This is a genomic window from Ancylobacter sp. (assembly GCF_965249975.1).
Taxonomy (GTDB): Bacteria; Pseudomonadota; Alphaproteobacteria; order Rhizobiales; family Xanthobacteraceae; genus Ancylobacter.
The window spans coordinates 1-16,998 of the sequence record NZ_CBDFNE010000003.1 but is presented as its reverse complement, the minus strand read 5'-3'; the positions used below and the strand labels follow the sequence as shown (position 1 = coordinate 16,998).

General features: G+C 70.1%; 18 protein-coding genes. 4 read left to right on the top strand and 14 right to left on the bottom strand.

Features of this window, described 5'->3' with window-relative positions:
* Positions 1-7: 7 nt before the first annotated feature.
* The 6 genes from ACP2AH_RS00180 to ytfQ form a co-directional block, all read right to left on the bottom strand.
* On the bottom strand, positions 8-1,756 hold the full coding sequence (locus ACP2AH_RS00180; RefSeq protein ID WP_425103990.1) for an IlvD/Edd family dehydratase: 1,749 nt from the start codon (positions 1,754-1,756) through the stop codon (positions 8-10).
* A 12-nt stretch (positions 1,757-1,768) separates the two neighbouring features.
* Positions 1,769-2,503: a FadR/GntR family transcriptional regulator gene (locus ACP2AH_RS00175; protein ID WP_425103989.1), complete on the bottom strand. Its 735-nt coding sequence runs from the start codon at positions 2,501-2,503 to the stop codon at positions 1,769-1,771.
* On the bottom strand, positions 2,500-3,492 hold the full coding sequence (yjfF, locus tag ACP2AH_RS00170; protein ID WP_425103988.1) for a galactofuranose ABC transporter, permease protein YjfF: 993 nt from the start codon (positions 3,490-3,492) through the stop codon (positions 2,500-2,502). The genes ACP2AH_RS00175 and yjfF overlap by 4 nt, the downstream gene beginning before the upstream one ends.
* Entirely contained in the window at positions 3,489-4,499 is a 1,011-nt protein-coding gene (locus ACP2AH_RS00165) for an ABC transporter permease (protein WP_425103987.1), read from the bottom strand. The genes yjfF and ACP2AH_RS00165 overlap by 4 nt, the downstream gene beginning before the upstream one ends.
* 11 nt (positions 4,500-4,510) lie before the next feature.
* Entirely contained in the window at positions 4,511-6,049 is a 1,539-nt protein-coding gene (locus tag ACP2AH_RS00160) for a sugar ABC transporter ATP-binding protein (protein WP_425103986.1), read from the bottom strand.
* A gap of 160 nt (positions 6,050-6,209) precedes the next feature.
* Positions 6,210-7,175 carry a galactofuranose ABC transporter, galactofuranose-binding protein YtfQ gene (gene ytfQ / locus ACP2AH_RS00155; protein WP_425103985.1) on the bottom strand — a complete coding sequence of 322 codons (966 nt, stop codon included), beginning with the start codon at positions 7,173-7,175 and terminating at the stop codon, positions 6,210-6,212.
* Between the two features lie 263 nt (positions 7,176-7,438).
* Between ytfQ and ACP2AH_RS00150 the strand changes: the two genes are divergently transcribed.
* On the top strand, positions 7,439-9,634 hold the full coding sequence (locus tag ACP2AH_RS00150; RefSeq protein ID WP_425103984.1) for a methyl-accepting chemotaxis protein: 2,196 nt from the start codon (positions 7,439-7,441) through the stop codon (positions 9,632-9,634).
* A 101-nt stretch (positions 9,635-9,735) separates the two neighbouring features.
* Positions 9,736-10,173 (top strand): hypothetical protein, encoded by a 438-nt coding sequence (locus tag ACP2AH_RS00145; protein ID WP_425103983.1) that lies wholly within the window; start codon positions 9,736-9,738, stop codon positions 10,171-10,173.
* Between the two features lie 63 nt (positions 10,174-10,236).
* Here the strand turns inward: ACP2AH_RS00145 and ACP2AH_RS00140 are convergent, their stop codons facing one another.
* Positions 10,237-10,521: a DUF1488 family protein gene (locus ACP2AH_RS00140; RefSeq protein WP_425103982.1), complete on the bottom strand. Its 285-nt coding sequence runs from the start codon at positions 10,519-10,521 to the stop codon at positions 10,237-10,239.
* Between the two features lie 162 nt (positions 10,522-10,683).
* On the opposite strand from ACP2AH_RS00140, the gene ACP2AH_RS00135 reads away from it, so the two are divergent.
* A complete protein-coding gene (locus ACP2AH_RS00135) occupies positions 10,684-10,974 on the top strand; it encodes a hypothetical protein (protein WP_425103981.1) in 291 nt (96 codons plus the stop codon).
* A 10-nt stretch (positions 10,975-10,984) separates the two neighbouring features.
* On the opposite strand, the gene ACP2AH_RS00130 is transcribed toward ACP2AH_RS00135, so the two are convergent.
* From ACP2AH_RS00130 to ACP2AH_RS00100, 7 genes are read right to left on the bottom strand one after another with little or no spacing between them, the layout of a single operon-like run.
* Complete coding sequence (locus ACP2AH_RS00130) at positions 10,985-12,025, bottom strand: cytochrome D1 domain-containing protein (RefSeq protein ID WP_425103980.1); 1,041 nt, start codon at positions 12,023-12,025, stop codon at positions 10,985-10,987.
* Positions 12,022-12,549, bottom strand: a complete 528-nt coding sequence (locus tag ACP2AH_RS00125) for an SRPBCC family protein (protein WP_425103979.1) — start codon at positions 12,547-12,549, stop codon at positions 12,022-12,024. Before ACP2AH_RS00125 ends, ACP2AH_RS00130 begins: the two co-directional genes overlap by 4 nt.
* Positions 12,550-12,560: 11 nt before the next feature.
* Positions 12,561-13,568 carry a VWA domain-containing protein gene (locus tag ACP2AH_RS00120; RefSeq protein WP_425103978.1) on the bottom strand — a complete coding sequence of 336 codons (1,008 nt, stop codon included), beginning with the start codon at positions 13,566-13,568 and terminating at the stop codon, positions 12,561-12,563.
* An 8-nt stretch (positions 13,569-13,576) separates the two neighbouring features.
* A complete protein-coding gene (locus ACP2AH_RS00115) occupies positions 13,577-14,137 on the bottom strand; it encodes a hypothetical protein (RefSeq protein WP_425103977.1) in 561 nt (186 codons plus the stop codon).
* Positions 14,134-15,213, bottom strand: a complete 1,080-nt coding sequence (locus ACP2AH_RS00110; RefSeq protein WP_425103976.1) for a VWA domain-containing protein — start codon at positions 15,211-15,213, stop codon at positions 14,134-14,136. The genes ACP2AH_RS00115 and ACP2AH_RS00110 overlap by 4 nt, the downstream gene beginning before the upstream one ends.
* On the bottom strand, positions 15,210-16,148 hold the full coding sequence (locus ACP2AH_RS00105; protein WP_425103975.1) for a nonribosomal peptide synthetase MxaA: 939 nt from the start codon (positions 16,146-16,148) through the stop codon (positions 15,210-15,212). Before ACP2AH_RS00105 ends, ACP2AH_RS00110 begins: the two co-directional genes overlap by 4 nt.
* On the bottom strand, positions 16,149-16,796 hold the full coding sequence (locus tag ACP2AH_RS00100) for a hypothetical protein (RefSeq protein WP_425103974.1): 648 nt from the start codon (positions 16,794-16,796) through the stop codon (positions 16,149-16,151). It lies immediately after the preceding gene.
* 13 nt (positions 16,797-16,809) lie between these two features.
* On the opposite strand from ACP2AH_RS00100, the gene ACP2AH_RS00095 reads away from it, so the two are divergent.
* On the top strand, positions 16,810-16,998 hold a 189-nt coding region (locus ACP2AH_RS00095; RefSeq protein ID WP_425103973.1), incomplete at its 3' end, for a hypothetical protein.

Genomic DNA, 16,998 nt, shown 5'->3' with positions numbered 1-16,998 from the left:
CTGCACCTCAGTGATTGTCGCGGGGAACGGGCGAACCCGAACGCCCGACCAGAAAGTCGAAATCCGCGCCGCGGTCGGCCTGCAGCACGTGGTCGATGTAAAGCCGCTGATAGCCACGCGCGGCGTGCGGCTCCGGCGGCACCCAGGCGGCGCGGCGGGCGGCCATTTCCTCCTCGCTCACATGCAGGTGCAGCGAGCGGGCGGGCACGTCGAGCGTGATCAGGTCGCCATTGCGGACCAGCGCCAGCGGCCCGCCGGCGGTGGCCTCCGGCGCCACATGCAGCACCACGGTGCCATAGGCGGTGCCGGACATGCGGGCATCGGAAATGCGGATCATGTCGCGCACGCCCTCGCGCAGCAGCTTGGCGGGAAGGGGCATGTTGCCGACCTCGGCCATGCCGGGATAGCCCTTCGGGCCGCAATGCTTCAGCACCATGATGCAGGAGGCGTCGATATCCAGCGCCTCGTCATTCACCGCGTGGTGCATCTCCTCGACGCTCTCGAACACCACGGCGCGGCCGGTGTGCTGCATCAGCTCCGGCGAGGCGGCGGAGGGCTTGATGACCGCGCCGTCCGGGGCAAGGTTGCCGGTGAGGATGGCGATGCCGGCTTCCGGCTTGAACGGCGCCTCGAAGGGGGTGATGACCTCGGGGTTCCAGTTCGGCGCCTTTTCGACATTCTCCCACAGCGTGCGGCCATTCACCGTGCGGGCGTCCTTGTTCAGCAGGCCGCGCTCGCCCAGCGCCCGCAGCACCGCCGGCAGGCCGCCGGCATAGTAGAAATCCTCCATCAGGAAGCGGCCCGACGGCATCAGGTCGACGAGGCAATGGATGTCGCGCCCCAGCCGGTCGAAATCCGCCAGCGTGAGGTTGACGCCGACGCGCCCGGCGAGGGCGAGCAGATGCACCACCGCATTGGTCGAGCCGCCAATGGCGGCCAGCGTGCGGATGGCATTTTCGAACGCTTCCCGCGTCAGGATGTCGGAGGGCTTCAGGTCCTCCTGCACCATGTCGACGATGCGCCGTCCGGCCATGCGCGCCAGCAAATTGCGGCGGGCGTCGACGGCGGGAATGGCGGCGTTCTCCGGCAGGCCGATGCCAAGCGCTTCCACCATCGAGGCCATGGTGGAGGCGGTGCCCATGGTCATGCAGGAGCCCGACGAGCGGTTCATGCCCGCTTCCGCCTCGTGGAACTCGGCCATGGTGATCTCGCCGGCGCGCAGCTGCTCGCTCATCGAGATGATGTTGGTGCCCGAGCCGATGATCTGGCCACGGTAATTGCCGCGCAGCTGCGGCCCGCCGGAGACGCCGATGGCCGGCAGATCGGCGGAGGCCGCGCCCATCAGCAGCGCCGGCGTGGTCTTGTCGCAGCCCATCAGCAGCACCACGCCGTCGAGCGGATGGGCGCGGATCGCCTCTTCCACATCCATCGAGGCGAGGTTGCGGAACAGCATGGCGGTGGGGCGCATCGTCACCTCGCCGAGCGAGGAGACGGGGAATTCCAGGGGATAGCCGCCCGCATCCAGCACGCCGCGCCGCACATGCTCGGCGAGATCGCGGAAATGGATGTTGCAGGGGGTGAGTTCCGACCAGGTGTTGCAGATGCCGATCACCGGCCGGCCGTCGAAACGGTCCTGCGGCTGGCCGGAATTCTTCAGGAAGGAGCGGTAATAGAACCCCATCTTGTCCTGCCGGCCGAACCAGGCCTGGCTGCGCAAAGGCTTCTTGTTGTCGTTGGTCGATCCGTCATCGCTCATTTCGGCACCCGGTCAGCCGGCCGCGCCGTGGCGGCGCAGGCCGTTGAAAATCACATTGGTCATGGCAGCGGCGGCGGCTTCCGCATCGGCATCGGCGATCGCCTCGACGATGCGCTCATGCGCGGCCACGGCGATGTCGTGCTCGCGCGCGTCGGCCGGGGCGGAGAGCACGAAGGAGGCGCGCAGCGCCGCCTCGATCACCGCGCCGACCGAGCGCATGAACGGGTTGCCCGAGGCGGTGGCCACTTCCACATGCAGCGTCAGGTCGGCCTCGGCGAAGCCTTCGGAGGCGCCGGGCTCGTCCTTCATCTGCGCGACGGCGCGGCGCATCACCGCGAGCTGTTCCGCGCTGCGGCGCTCGGCGGCCAGCGCGGCGGCGCGCGGCTCCACCGCGAGGCGGATCTCCGAGAGATCGCGCAGGAAGCGCTTGTCGATGCCGGCGTCGAGATGCCAGGCCAGCACATCGGCGTCGAACATGTTCCAGGCCGCGCGCTCGCGCACCACCGTGCCGACCCGCGCCTTGGTGGAGAGCAGGCCCTTGGCCACCAGCGTCTTCACGCTTTCCCGCAGCACCGGCCGCGACACGCCGAAGAGCAGCGTCAGCTCGGCATCGCCCGGCAGCTTGGCGCCCTCTCCATAGCGGCCGGCGATGATGTCGATGCCGATGGTGCGCGCCACTTCCGCATGGTTGGAATGCGAGCGGCGGGTGGGGATGACGATGATCTGCGAGGTCGTGGGCGCGCTCATGAATGGGCTCCGGCCGGGGCGCGCCGCGAGCGGCGGGCCAGGTGCAAAGTGAGCTGCTGGAAGGCGATGAAGGCGAACAGCAGGAGCCCGGTGGCGATCTTCGCCCACCAGCTCGACAGCATGCCGTCGAAGCTGATGTAGGTCTGGATCAGGCCCTGGATCATCACGCCCAGGAACGAGCCGAAGATGAAGCCGTACCCACCCGAGAGCAGCGTGCCGCCGATCACCACCGCCGCGATGGCGTCGAGTTCGACACCGACGGCGGAGAGCGAATAGCCCGAGGAGGTGTAGAGCGAGAACACGATTCCCGCGAGCCCGGCCAGCACGCTGGAGAGGGTGTAGATCAGCACCGTGGTGCGCGCGACATTGATGCCCATCAGCCCCGTCGCGGTGCGCGAGCCGCCCAGCGCATAGACATTGGCGCCGAAGCGGGTGAGGTGCAGCAGCACCATGCCGGCGAGCACCACCACGAGCATGATCATCGCCGGCACGGTGAGCCGGGCGCCGCCCTCGAAGCGGAAAGCGTGGTCGGAGAGGTGAGCGTAGAGATCGGCGGTGATGGGGAGCGATTCCGTCGACAGAAGGAAGCTCGCCCCTCGCGCCAGAAACATGCCGGCCAGGGTGACGATGAAGGCCGGCAGCTCGAAATACTGGATGATCGCCCCCATACAGGCGCCGAACAGCGCGCAGAGCGCGAGGATCAGCACGAAGGCCGCGAGCGGCGGCACGCCCCAGCGCTCGATGGCCAGCGCCAGGAACACGGTGGTGAAGCCGATGACCGAGCCGACCGAGAGGTCGATGCCGCCGGAAATGATGACGAAGGTCATGCCCACGGCGACGATGACCAGGAAGGCGTTGTCGGTGAGCAGGTTCATCACCACCCGCAGCGAGGCGAAGTTGGGGTAGATGAGCGAGCAGACGACGAATCCGGCAAGGAATACCGCAGCGGTGGCGAGCACCGGCGTCAGCCGGCCCAGAGAGCGGATCATCGGCGCGGACCTCCGGATTTCGCACGGCTGAACAGCACGCCGAGCCCGGCCAGCGCGCCGCCGAGCCGGGGCGACTGGGCGAGCAGCACGGCGAGCACCACCACCGCCTTCACCACCAGATTGGTCTCCGGCGGAAAGCCCGAGAGCAGGATGCCGGTGTTCATCGCCTGGATGATGAGCGCCCCGACCACGGCGAGCAGGATGGAGAAGCGCCCGCCGAACAGCGAGGTGCCGCCGATCACCACGGCGAGGATGGCGTCGAGTTCCAGCCACAGCCCGGCATTGTTGGCGTCGGCGCCGAGAATGTCGGCGCTGGCGACGATGCCGGCCAGCGCGGCGCACAGGCCGCTCCACACATAGACCGCGACGGTGATGAGGCGGGTGCCGATGCCGGCCAGCGCGCTGGCGCGGGGATTGCCGCCGGTGGCCTCGATCATCAGGCCGAGCGCGGTGCCACGCACCACCAGCAACGTCAGCGCCATCATGCCGAGCGTCAGCACGACCGGCGTCGGCAGGCCGAGCACCGAACCGCCGCCGAGAAAGGCGAGCTGCGACGAGGTGAAGGTGACGATGCGTCCCTCGGTGATCAGCTGAGCGATGCCGCGCCCCGCCACCATGAGGATCAGCGTCGCGACAATGGGCTGGATGCCGAGCACGGCGACGAGAAAGCCGTTCCACAGCCCGCAGAGCAGCCCGGCGCCGAGCGCGGCGGCGAGCACGACGGGGAGGGCGTGACTGTCGGCGAGGCTGGCGGCGATGGCGCCGCAGATCGCCATGACCGCGCCGACCGAAAGGTCGATGCCGCGCATGGCGATGACCAGCACCATGCCGATGGACAGCAGCGCCACCGGCGCGCCGCGATTGAGCACGTCGATCAGGCTGCCGAACAGCCGCCCGTCCTGCACGCGGATGTCGAAGAACTGCGGCGAGACCATCCAGTTGGCGAGGAGGATCACGCCGAGCGCGAGCAGCTGCGAGGTGCCGATGCGGGGGAGACGCAGAGCCATGAGCCGCCTCCTCACGCCGCGACCGACGCGGCGGCGGGCGCTTCGGCGATGGCGGCGAGGATGGACGCCACGTCGATCTGCTCCCCGCCGAGCCGGGCGACATGGGCGCGGTCGCGCAGCACGATCACCTCGTCGGCATAGGTGACGAGTTCCTCCAACTCGGAGGAGACGACGAGCAGCGCCATCCCCTCCGCGCACAATTCGCGGATCAGCCGGATGATCTCGGCATGGGCGCCGACATCGATGCCGCGCGTCGGCTCGTCGAGGATGAGGAGGCGCGGGGCGGTGGCGAGCCAGCGGGCAAGCAGCGCCTTTTGCTGGTTGCCGCCCGAGAGCAGGCCGATGGGCCGTTCCGGGTCGGGCGGGCGGATGTCGAGCAGGCGGATGAACTTCGCCGCGATGGCGTCCTGTTCGCGCCGTGACAGCGGGGCGAGCGCACCGCGCCGGGCCTGCAGCGCCAGCACGATGTTCTCGCGCACGGTGAGATCGGCGACGATGCCCTCGGTCTTGCGCTCCTCAGGGCAATAGCCGAAGCCGAGCGCCATGGCCTCGCGCGGCGAGCCGATGGAGGCGGCGTGGCCGGCAACCTCTGCCGTGCCGCAATCGGCACGGTCGGCGCCGAAGACCAGCCGCACCGTCTCCGTCCGCCCCGAGCCCAGAAGCCCGGCGAGGCCGACGACATGGCCGGCGCGCAAGGTGAGGTCGAACGGGGCGACGGTGCCCTCCTTGCCGAAGCCGCGAAAGGCCGCGACCACGTCGGCGGGCGCGCCCTCAAGGCGCGGCGGGCGCTGGGTGGTCGCCTCGCTCAGCTCGCGCCCGAGCATCAGCCGCACGAGATCGAGCCGCGGCATCTCCGCAATCGGCGCACTGCCGGCGAGCCGGCCGTTGCGCAGCACGGTGATGCGGTCGCAGATGGCGTAGACCTGATCGAGGAAATGAGTGACGAAGACGATGCCGATGCCGCGCGCTTTGAGCTGGCGCATCACCGCGAACAGCACCTCCACCTCATGCGCGTCGAGGCTGGCGGTCGGCTCGTCGAGAATGAGGACGCGCGCCGACTGGTCGACCGCGCGGGCAATGGCGACGATGTGCTGCACGGCGACAGAGTAGCTCTCCAACGGCGCGGCGACATCGATGGACAGGCCAAACTCGGCCAGCAGAGTGCGGGCGCGCCGGCGCATCTCGCCTTCGCGCACCAGACCGAAGCGGGTCGGCTGGCGGCCGAGGAACAGGTTCTGCGCTACGGAAAGGTTAGGCGCGAGATTGACCTCCTGATAGACGGTGGCGAGCCCCATGTGCACCGCCTCTTCCGCCGAGCGCGGCGCGATCTCGACGCCGTCGAGCGCCATGGTCCCGGCATCGCGCGCCACCACGCCGGTCATGGTCTTGATCAGGGTGGACTTGCCGGCGCCGTTCTCGCCGAGCAGCGCGTGAATCTCGCCCGGGCGCAGGGTGAAGTCGACGCGGTCGAGCGCCACGAAGCCGGCAAAGGACTTTGAGAAGCCGGTCACTGCCAGCAGCGGGCGCGGGAGCGTTTCGGTGGCGTGCATGACGGCCTCGGAAGCGGCGGGAAAGCGGCGCGAGCCGGCCGGAGGAAGAGCCGGCCCGCGCAGGGCAGGGGCTGCGGGCGAGGACCGCAGCGGCACCTGCTGGAGGATCGGGCAGAGCCTATCTTTGCCGCGAAAGTCTGCCCACTTTCGCGCACAAAGCTCAGTAGCCGAGGTCCTTCTTGGATTCGTAGACCGCCATCGGGTTGTCGGCCTGGGTGTAGAGCTTGGATTCCGTCTGGATCCACTTGGGCGGCACGGTGCCCTTTTCCTTATAGGCGATCACCGCGTCGAAGGCGGGGCCGGCCATGTTGGGGGTGAGTTCCACCGTGGCATTGGCTTCACCTGCCGCCATGGCCTTGAAAATGTCCGGCACGGCGTCGATGGAGACGGTGAGGATCTCCGTGCCCGGCTTCAGCCCGGCTTCCTTCATCGCCTGGATGGCGCCGACCATCATGTCGTCATTATGGGCGTAGACGGCGCAGATGTTCTTGCCGCCGCCTTCCGCCTTGATGAAGCTCTCCATCACTTCCTTGCCCTTGGCACGGGTGAAGTCGCCGGTCTGGCTGCGGACGATCTTGACGTTGGAGGCGCCGGCGATGCCTTCCTCGAAGCCCTTTTTGCGGTTGGTGGCGACGGAGGCGCCGACCGTGCCCTGAAGCTCCACCACGTTGCACGGCTTGCCAGCGGCGGTCTTCACCAGCCACTCGCCGGCGACCTTGCCTTCATGCACGCTGTCGGAGGTGACGGCGGTGAGGTAGAGCTCCTTGCCGGAAGGGTCGATGTCGCGGTCGAGCAGCACGACCGGGATCTTCGCCTCCTTGGCCTCCTTCAGCACCGAATCCCAGCCGGTGGCGACCACGGGCGCGAGGAAGATGGCGTCCACGCCCTGGGCGACGAAGGCGCGGATCGCCTTGATCTGGTTTTCCTGCTTCTGCTGGGCGTCGGCGATCTTGAAATTGATGTTCCGCTTCTTGGCCTCGGCCTTGGAAACGGTGGTCTCGGCCGCGCGCCAGCCCGATTCCGAGCCGATCTGCGAGAAGCCGATGGTCAGGTCGGCGGCCTGCGCGCCGACCGAGAACAGCGCGCCGGACACGGCGGACGCGAGCAGCAAGGCCCTGAAATTCATTGGCGTTTCTCCCGTGAGGTATCACCGTCGCGCCACTTGCGGGCGCTTGCCGGCCGGGAATCTATGCCACAGTCTTTCGAAGCTGAATAGTCATACTGTTTGACTTTTTAACATGCGCACGGACCGCCCGGGGGCCGTTGACAGCGTCCCGCTGAACCAGCGGAGGCAGCACGTAGAACTACGTAAACGACGGTAAAACCAGCCTGACGCAAGCCCCAACCCGAACCTTGCGCGCTTCCTGGACGCAAAGGGGCCTGGTGCCGGTGAACATTCATTCCGTGAAATTCAAGATCATTTCGCTTTCCGCCGTCTGTGTGCTGGCAGCGACCGGCGCGCTTGTCGGCTATGGCATCTATTCCGCCGCGCAGACCTCGAATTACGTTTCGGGCAGCGTCGAAAATCTCTTGGAGCGCCTGAGCCAGGAATCGCTGCAGCGGCTCGCCTCCACCCAGGCCGGAATCGTCCAGACCGAGGTCGATTCCGCCTTCAACGCCGCCCGCAACATGGCGCGCGCGCTGGAAGTGGTGGCAAGCAAACCGGATGTCGCGGGCTCACCCCTGGAGCAGCGCCGCGCGCAGCTGAACGCCGTGCTGCTCGGCGTGCTCAAGGACAATCCGCGCTTCAACGGCACCTACAGCGCCTGGATGCCAGGCGCGCTCGACGGGGACGACAGCCGCTTCATCGACCGCAAGGATATCGGCTCCGACGCCACCGGCCGGGCGCTGCCCTATTGGACCCGCGATGCCGACGGGCGGATCGCGCTGCAGCCGCTGGTGGAATATGACAGCCGCGACCTGCACCCCAACGGGGTGATGAAGGGCGGCTGGTTCATCGGCCCGCAGACCGACGGCAAGGAAAGCATCCTCGCGCCGCTGCCCTATATCGTTCAGGGCAAGCCGGTCTTCCTCGCCACCATGTCGGTGCCGATCACGCTGAATGGCGTTTTCGCCGGGGTCGCCGGCGCCGATTTCGACCTCTCCTTCGTCCAGACCCTCGCGGAAAAGGTCGATGCCTCGATCTATGACGGCAAGGGAACGGTCTCCATCGTCACCAATGCCGGGCTGGTGGTGGCCTCCAGCGCCAAGCCGCAGGCGATCGGCGGCGCGTTCGAGGCCATCGAGCCGGACGCGGCCAAGGACATGACCATTCTGCGCGAGGGTCAATCGGCGGTGAAGGTCGATGCGGAGCAGGCCCTGTTGAAGGTCTATGCGCCGATCGCGCTCGGGCGCACCGGAGCCAGTTGGTCGCTCATCATCACCGTGCCGCAGGCGCTGGTGATGGCGGAGGCGATAAGGCTGCGCGAGGCGCTGGACGAGCGCGCCGGCATCGACCTGTTCTGGCAGATCGTCTCGGCCATCGGCGTCACCGTGCTGGCGCTCATCGCCATGGCCTTTGTCGCCAGCGGCGTCTCCGGGCCGATTTCCCGCCTCACCGCCGCGCTGCGCCGCATGGCCTCGGGCGAGCATGTCGCCGAGATCGCCGGCGCCAACCGCAAGGACGAGATCGGCGACATTTCCCGCGCCGTCGACCAGATCCGCCTCGGCATTGAGGAGAAAGCCCGCCAGCAGGCCTTGGATGTCGAGGCCAACCGGCTGCGGCAGGATGAGGAACGGCGGGCGACCATGCTTCGCCTCGCCGAAGGTTTCGAGAACGCCATGGGCGAAGTGGTGAATGGCGTCGGCTCGGCGTCCACCCAGCTTTCCGGCGCGGCGCAGACCATGACATCCGCCACCGCGCGCGTCGCCGGCGAAACCGGCACGGCGGCGGCGGCCTCCGAGGAAGCCGCCTCCAATGTGCAGACCGTCGCGTCGGCGGCGGAGGAGCTGGCCTCCTCCATCGCCGAGATCAAGCGGCAGACCGACGATTCCGCGCGCGTCGCGGCGATGGCGGCGAGCGAGGCGGACTCCACCGCCGCCAAGGTGCGGGCGCTGTCGGTGGCAGCCGGCAAGATCGGCCAGATCATCGACCTGATCCGCAACATCGCCGGCCAGACCAATCTGCTCGCGCTCAACGCCACCATCGAAGCCGCACGCGCCGGGGATGCCGGCAAGGGCTTTGCGGTGGTGGCCTCCGAGGTGAAGCAGCTGGCCGAACAGACCGCGCAGGCGACGGCGGAGATCGAAACCCAGATCACCGAGATCCAGGCGGCCACCGCCAGCTCCTCCACCGCCATCGTGGTCATCACCGATGTGATCGGGCAGATCAACAACATCGCTGGCACCATCGCCGTCTCGGTCGAACAGCAGGGCGCCGCCACGCGCGAGATCGCCCAGAATGTGAGCCGCGCCTCGCAAGGCACGGAACAGGTGGCGAGCAATATTCTCGGCATCAACAACGCCGCTTCCGACTCCACCCGCGCCGCGACGCAGGTGCAGGACGCCGCCGCCACACTCGCCCAGCAGTCCCGCACCTTGCGGTCGGTGATGGACGAGTTCCTGGAGACGGTCCGCGCCGCCTGAGCCCGCGCCGACCCGCCCGGTGTCTCCACGGACCGGGCGGGAACGGGCGGGGGACCGGGAAGTTGTTCCCTCAGCCAAGGTGCTTTGGCAGGAGGAACGCCATGAAACTGTTCGCAAATACCGCCATTCTCAGCCTTGCCGGGGTGCTGACCCTCGGTGCCGGCGCTGCCGTCGCCGGACCCTGCACGGACCGCCTCACCCAGCTGGATAAGAAGGTCTCCGCCAGCGATGCCGGCTCCGGCCCGACCAATCTGCCGGCGGCCGGCACCACCGCCCCCGCTGCGGCCACGCCGCGCGCCGGCGAGGCGCCGGGGACCGGCGGCACGACGGGCATGAACGACACGCTGGCCGGGAAGGCCGCTTCGCCCGCCGATGTCCGCGCCCAGACCTCGGGCCAGAAGACGGCGGCGGAAGGCGGTGCCTCCACCGCCGACCAGCTCGACGGCGCCATGGCGCGAGCGCGCACGGCCGACGCCGCCGGTGACGCGGCCGCCTGCGGCAAGGCGCTCGACGAGGCGGAAAAACTTATTCCGGGCTAAAAAGGAAACGGCCGCCTCGACGGGAGGCGGCCGAACTGTTTGCGCGCGATGCGACGGAAGGCGTCAGAGCGCCGGCCCGTCGATCACGTCCCCGGCGCCAAGGGTGAGCGGGCGCGGGCTGCCGGCCTCGCCCATCTTGCGCAGCGCCGCCGCCTCGATGCGCGGGCGGTGCTGCTCGAACCGGGCGAGACGATCGGCGCGGCCGACGAGCGGACTGTTCTCCAGCCGCTCCAGCGCGTCCCAGCCGACGAGGCATTCGACGATGTCGTCGTCGCCCCGAAAGAAAAAGCGGATCACCTTCTGATCGGTAACATCTTCCGCCGGCTTGGCTGAATGATGAAGTGTCATGGCTACCTCCTTGCTGACAAGGACAACCCGGCCCGGCGGTAGAAGTTCGCGGGAATTTCGGCACACGCATGGCTTTAGATCACGCGGGCTGACCTTGGCCATCATGCATCCACAATGGCATTTGATATTCAGGAGCCTCGGGCACGGAATGAGAACAATGCGATGATTTCGACAAGCGACATGACGCCAAGCGATGTGAAGCCAAGTGACGTGACGCCAAGTGACGTGACGCGACGCATCGCCGAGACGGTGGAGGCCCGCCTCGGCCGCATCGACAACAGCGATGTCGGCATCTATCCCGTCGAAGCGCTGGGCGACGCCCCCAATTGGGCCGCCCACATCGCCCGCTCCGCTGGCGGCGGCCCGGCTTACCGTCAGTGGCGACACGACCAGCTGCGCGCCGCCGTCCATGCGGTGCAGCGCGAGATGCCACGCATCAACTGGGCAGGGTGAGCGGGGCGGCTCAGCGCCCGCCGGGCACCGCGATCAGATTGCGCGGGCTGGTGCCGACCTTGATGCGGCCGAGCAGGGCGCTTGTGCCGGTATCGATCACCACCACCTCGTCGTCCGCCCAGTCCACCGCCGCCGCGCGGGTGGGGGAGGCCACCGCGATGCCCTCGGGAAAGCTGCCGAGCCGGGGCTGCTCCGGCGCCACGTTGCGCGTGCCGGCATCGAGCACGGCCAGCCGGCCGCTCTGCTGGTTGCTCACCAGCACGCGGCTTCCATCCGGCGTCACCGCCACGCCATAGGGCATGAGCCCGATCTTCACCCGAGCGATCTCGCGCGGCGCGGCGCCGGTGTCGAGGATGGAGAGATCGCCGCTCTGCACATTGGCGACATAGAGCCGGTCCCCGGACGGGGAAAGCGCCAGAGCGAAGGGCGCGCGTCCCACCGGCACGGTCGCGACACGGCTCATATCGGCGACCCGCACCACGCTGACCTGATTGCTTTCGCGATCCGCGACATAGGCGAGGGCGCCGGCCGCATCCAGCACCAGCCCCGCCGGGGCCTTGCCGATCGCCACGCGGCCGGTCTCCGCGCCGGTGGCGGCATCGAGCCGGATCAGGGCGTTGCCACTCCAGTCGCTGACCAGCAGGGCACGCCCGTCCGGGGTGACGGCGATACCGAACGGCTCCAGCCCGACCTTGAATGTCGCCGTGACCCGCCGCGCGGCGAGGTCGATGCGGCTGACGAGGCTGATATCGGGATGGGTGACGTAGAGCGCCGCCCCGTCGGGGCTCGCGGCCAGCCCGGCCGGCACGGCGGCGACGCTGATCATCGCCCGCACCGCGCGCGCGTCGATATCGACCAGCGCCACCTCCGCCGCCTTCTGCGACACCACCGCCATGAGCGGGGAAGGCGGCGGGGAGGGCGGCTCGGCCCGCGATGGGCCCGCCGCGAAGGGCAGAACGAGCGTGGAAATGGCGAGCGCGGAAATGGCGAGCGCGAGCACGGCGCGCCGGGACGCCGCCCCCGGCCTCACCGCGCGCGTCGCGCCGCTCACTTGCCGGTCACCTTGGCCTGCAGCCCCTTCAGGCCCTGCTGGATGAAATCGGTCATCGCCGCCACGGCGGCCTCGTCATTGCGGTCCTCCGGCGGCTCGTTGGTGGTGTCGGCGCGGTAGAAGCGGGCATCCCACGACACAAGACTGCCGGCGCCGTCCGGCTTCACCTCGATGGTCTGGGTGTAGAAGCTGACCGGGATCGCCTCGGCATTCTCGGTGAGCAGGCGGTAGGAAATGCGGTGGGCGGCGGGGTCGATCTCGTCCAACCCCTCCTTGATCTCGCCCTTCTCCAGCGTCACCACCCGCTCGGCGCCGGCGGCGTCGCCGCCGGTGGCCTCCAGCTTCTTCACCAGCGGGTGCCACTCGCCGAGGCTGCCGAAGCGGGAGAGCACGGCCCACACCGCCTCCGGCGGGGCGGCGATCACCAGCGTCTCGTCGGCCCGCTGGGGCGTCGGCCCATGGGCGAAGGCCAGAGCCGGGGCGAGGAGCAGCAGGCAAAGCGCAAACGCACGTCGTTGAAGCATGGTCGTGTCCTTTAGCGGGTGGGAAGGCGCTCGGGGCGCCGCGAGGTGGTGGCGCCGAGGCCGAACAGCAGCGCGAGGCAGAACAGCGCCAGCGCGGCGGGGATGGCGGCGGTGTCGACGCGCATTTCCACCGGGCGGGGCCGCGTGTCGGCCTCGACGGCGGCGATGAGCCCGCCGCCGGCGCCCAGCGCGAGGAAGCCGAGCCCGGTCTGGGCGGCGAGCGCGCGCAGATGCTCCTCGCGCATCGCGCTCAGATGCTCCGTCCCGGTGGCGGCCTCGCTGCCCCAGGGGGCGTTGCGCGGATTCCAGCCGGCGCGCGACGCGGCATCCTCCGGCGGTGGGCCCATGCGGTTTTCCTGCGGCACGTCCTGCTCCTCATAGAAGCCGACCTCGCGCCCGTCCTGGTCGAATTTCGGAATGGGGGCAGGGTCCGCGCCGCCAATGCCGATGAGGAGACCCGCCACCTCGCCCGCCTTGCCGTCGAAGCTGGGCAGCGCGCCGCCGGGCAGAGGCGGGGCCTCGTGCCCATCGGTCATGAAGATGAGGTCGGCCTTGAGGCCGGCGGCCAGGTCGATGCCCGAATGCACGCCGCGCGCGACATAGCTGTCGCCCTCCCAGGCCATGCGCCAGTCGAGATCGTCGATGGAGCCGGCGATGGCGGCGAAATTGCCGCACACTTCCGCCGGCTCGAACAGCAGGAAGCTGCGCCGCTCGGTGAAGATGGCGAGGCCGAGACGCGAGCCGCAGGGCAGGCCGGCGAGGATGTCGCGCGCCGCGCCCTTGGCGGCGGCGAGGCGGGTGGCGGGACGCCCCTCGCTCAGCGCGTCGCGCACATTCATGCTGCCGGTCACGTCGACCACCACCAGCACGTCGCGCACTGTGCCGATCCGAGCGATGCGCGGGGCGAACAGCGCCGCGAGGATGGCGAGCAGCGCCACCAGCAGCAGCCAGAACCGCCAGTCACGGCGGTGGCCGAGGCCATGGCCACCCGCCGCGCCCGCGCTCGTTGCAGCCTTCATGGCAGCCCTCATGGCAACCCCTGCGGCAGGCCGGGAAGGTCGGTCCACAGCTTCTTCACCGCCTCGGGCGGGAGCTCCTCGCCCTCCAGCTCGATCTGCGGAAAGTCGCGCACCAGCCGCATGGCGACGTCGAGATTGTATTTCGCGTCCCAGAAGCCGGGATCGAGGGTGAGGGCGCGGCGGTAATTGTCCTTGGCGAGCCGCACCAGCGGAATGGCGGGGTCGATGCGGTTGGATTCGAGATGGTTGAAGGCCACGCGCAGTCGGGCATTCGCCATGTCGTACAGCGCGGCGACGGCGAGGCGCCGGTCCGCCCCGCCGGCCAGCTGGTTGAGCAGAGGCTGCGCCTCGTCCAGCCGGTCGCGGGTGGCGAGGAAATGCAGCCGGGCGAAGACGAGTTCCGGCGGATCTTCCGCGCTGATGGCGAGGTCATGGCCGGCATTGAGCGACGCGATGAGGCCATTGTCGCGCTCGACGACAAGGAGCCGCGCGCCGAGCCAGGAGGCGGCCGCGAGGCTAGCAAACAGCACGGTCCCGGTGGCGAACAGCGCCAGGCGCCTGATCCTCATGCGGCCCTCCTCATATCGGCGGCGGGAAGCGGCGTCGCCCCCGCCTGCCGGCGGCCCGCCGGGCGCAGCTGCCGCTCGGCCAGCTTGGCGGCCAGCAGCAGCGCCACGGCGAAAGCGGCCACGAGAAAGGCCGGGCGGGCGAGATCGCGGCGCGGAATGCGCTCGGCATAGCGGATCGGCCGGGTTTCCTGCCGGTCGATCTCGGTGATCGCCTGCGCCACCGCTTCCGGGCTGGTGGCCTCGAAGGCGCGGTAGGGCAGGCCGAGGCTCTGCAGGAACAGGTGCAGATGCCGCTCGGGATTGGCCTGCGCGGAATCGTCGCCCGAGGCCGGCACATCGTAAATGCCCTGCGCCCCGCGCGTGCGCAGGAACAGCCAGTAGAGATGCAGCGGCGTGCGTGCCGCCGCGTCGCGCAGTGCCTCCTGCACCCGGCGGTCGATCAGCGCCGCGCCGTCCGACACCAGCAGCACGGCGCGTGAGGCCTCGTCCGTATCCTCGGCGAAACTGGAGAAGGCGAGCGCCAGCCCGCGCCCGACATCGGTGAAGGCGAGGCCCGGCCGGTCGATGGCGTCGATCGCCGCGTCCACCACCTCGTGATGGTCGGTCAGCGGCAGCACCGGCATGGGCGAGGTGGAGAAGGCGGCCACCGCGATGCGGTCATGCGGGCGGCGGGCGACGAATTCCGCCAGCAGGCGCTTGGCGGCGGCGGATTTCGATTCCTGGTCGCCGGTGGGCGCGCGGCCGGCGAAGCTGTTGTCCATGCTGGAGGAACGGTCGAGCAGCAGCACGAGATGCGCGCCGGTGCCCTCGCGCTCGACGCTCTGTTCGCGCCGGTGGAGGCCGGCAAGGCCGAGCACCAGCGCCACCATGGCCACAACGCCGGCCAGCCGCAGGCCCACACCCACGATCCGCGACAGAGGATCGTCCGGGATCAGGCTCGTGGCGGCGATGCCGCGCCGGCGGAAGGGGGTGGCGAGCAGCGGCAGCACGGCGAGCAGCAGCAGCGCCAGCATGGCGGGGTGATCGACGCCCCAGCCGCGCGTCAGCCCGTCCCAGACGGCGCCGGCGGCGTTCATGCCGTGCCCCGCTCGACCGCGCGCAGCCGGTGCGCCAGCGCCACCAGCTCGGCCGGCGGCAGTTCGCGCTGGGCCCCGGCGGGGTCGGCGCCGAAAAAGGCGCGGCGCGAGGCGGCGAACAGGCGGCGCACCTCGGCCTCCGCCGCCCGGAAGGCGGCGTGGCGCTCGAAGAAGCCGGGCAGGTCCTCGGCGAACACGCCCTTGCCGTCGGTGGCATCAAAGGCCCGGTGCAGCGCCTGCAGCGCGCGGGTGTAGCGCGGGTCGGCCAGCGCGGGATCGCCCGCCGGCGCGGCCAGCCCCGACGGTATCGCCCGCGCTGCCCGCGCGAAGGGGCGCGACCGGCGCCGGCCGAACGGTCCCCAACCCATCTGCCAGGCGAGGAGCAGCAGCGCCAGAAGCGCCGCGCCGAGCGCCAGCAGCAGCCCGCGCCGCAGCGGCGCCGTGGGCAGCGGGCGCGGAGCGATATCCGGCCGCAGCGCCATGGCCGGGCCCGGCCCGGTGGCGACGATCTCGCGCAGCGGCGACATCAGGAACGACCAGCTGGGCACGTCCACCGCCACCCGCCGCTCGCCATCGACGGCGAACAGGGCGACAGCGGGGATGGTGAGCCGGCGCGGCTCCAGCGGCGCATAGAAGGTCTGGTAGACGAGATCGAGGGTGTAGCGGTGGACGCCATCGCGCACGCCCTGGTCCTTCACCCGCACATCCCTCAGGTCGAGCCAGTAATTGAGCGCGCGCGGAGTGGGCAGCGAGGCGGAATCGAGCACGAAAGGCGTGTCGAGCGCGATGTCGGCGGTGAGGGTGAGCGTGTCGCCGATGACATGGCCGAAGCCGCGCGGGGCGTAGAGCTCCACGCCGCGCAGCTGGGCCATGGCCGGCGAGGCGGAAAGGGCCAGCAGAACCAGCGTGGCCAGGATGCGCGCGCGCCACCCCATTCAGCCCTCCATCAGCCGCTGGGCCAGCGCGTCGGTGTCGAGCGCGTCCTTCAGCGTGACCGGGCGCAGCCCGCGCCGGGCGAACAGCGCCGCCAGCGCCGCCTGCCGCTCGCGCGCCGCGCGCAACCAGCGGGCGCGCAAGGCGGGACGCATGAAGACGAGCCGCGCCGCGCCGGTTTCGAGATCGCCGAGTTCGATCAGCCCCCAGCGCGGCAGGTCCTCTTCCAGCGCGCCGTCGCGCAGCACGACGGGGACCACATCGTGCCGCCACAGCGCGTCGAGCAGGCGCTCGGTCTCGCCCGCCGGCATGAGGAAATCCGACAGCAGAAACACCAGGGAACGCCGCCCCGGCAGGCGGCCGGCGGCCTCGAACAGGCCGGCCGCACCGGCGCCGCGCGGTTGGGCCGCCATCAGCCGCTCGCGCACCTCCGCCTCCAGCCCGCGCCGGCGCGACAGCGGCAGGCTGGCGGCCTCGTTCACGCCGTCGTCGCAGCCGAACAGCGCGAAATTGTCGCCGGAGCGCACGGCGGATAGCGCGAGGAGCGCGCCGAGTTCCGCCACAGGACCGGCCACCGCCGCGCCGAAGCGCATCGAGCCGGAGAGATCGACCAGCATCGCCACCGGTCCCGGCGCGCCGCGTGTCGCCACGCCGCGCGGCCCGATGGATGCGGAAGAGGACGATCGCCGTCCGGCGCGTCGTGGCCCCGGTGGCGCCCCCGCGCGTCCCGCCGTTCCGGCCAAGCCGACCCGCACCGCCGGCCCGGAAAAGAGCCGCGGCCGCCTGACCGTCGTCAACGCCCAGTCGGCCGATGACGAGCGCCAGCGTTCCGTTGCCTCGTTCCGCCGCCGC

What these genes read in the sequence shown, in the direction of transcription:
- ACP2AH_RS00180 (WP_425103990.1), bottom strand. Translation starts at nt 1,756, where the DNA reads ATGAGCGATGACGGATCGACCAACGACAACAAGAAGCCTTTGCGCAGC.
- ACP2AH_RS00175 (WP_425103989.1), bottom strand. Translation starts at nt 2,503, where the DNA reads ATGAGCGCGCCCACGACCTCGCAGATCATCGTCATCCCCACCCGCCGC.
- yjfF (WP_425103988.1), bottom strand. Translation starts at nt 3,492, where the DNA reads ATGATCCGCTCTCTGGGCCGGCTGACGCCGGTGCTCGCCACCGCTGCG.
- ACP2AH_RS00165 (WP_425103987.1), bottom strand. Translation starts at nt 4,499, where the DNA reads ATGGCTCTGCGTCTCCCCCGCATCGGCACCTCGCAGCTGCTCGCGCTC.
- ACP2AH_RS00160 (WP_425103986.1), bottom strand. Translation starts at nt 6,049, where the DNA reads ATGCACGCCACCGAAACGCTCCCGCGCCCGCTGCTGGCAGTGACCGGC.
- ytfQ (WP_425103985.1), bottom strand. Translation starts at nt 7,175, where the DNA reads ATGAATTTCAGGGCCTTGCTGCTCGCGTCCGCCGTGTCCGGCGCGCTG.
- ACP2AH_RS00145 (WP_425103983.1), top strand. Translation starts at nt 9,736, where the DNA reads ATGAAACTGTTCGCAAATACCGCCATTCTCAGCCTTGCCGGGGTGCTG.
- ACP2AH_RS00140 (WP_425103982.1), bottom strand. Translation starts at nt 10,521, where the DNA reads ATGACACTTCATCATTCAGCCAAGCCGGCGGAAGATGTTACCGATCAG.
- ACP2AH_RS00135 (WP_425103981.1), top strand. Translation starts at nt 10,684, where the DNA reads ATGATTTCGACAAGCGACATGACGCCAAGCGATGTGAAGCCAAGTGAC.
- ACP2AH_RS00125 (WP_425103979.1), bottom strand. Translation starts at nt 12,549, where the DNA reads ATGCTTCAACGACGTGCGTTTGCGCTTTGCCTGCTGCTCCTCGCCCCG.
- ACP2AH_RS00120 (WP_425103978.1), bottom strand. Translation starts at nt 13,568, where the DNA reads ATGAAGGCTGCAACGAGCGCGGGCGCGGCGGGTGGCCATGGCCTCGGC.
- ACP2AH_RS00115 (WP_425103977.1), bottom strand. Translation starts at nt 14,137, where the DNA reads ATGAGGATCAGGCGCCTGGCGCTGTTCGCCACCGGGACCGTGCTGTTT.
- ACP2AH_RS00110 (WP_425103976.1), bottom strand. Translation starts at nt 15,213, where the DNA reads ATGAACGCCGCCGGCGCCGTCTGGGACGGGCTGACGCGCGGCTGGGGC.
- ACP2AH_RS00105 (WP_425103975.1), bottom strand. Translation starts at nt 16,148, where the DNA reads ATGGGGTGGCGCGCGCGCATCCTGGCCACGCTGGTTCTGCTGGCCCTT.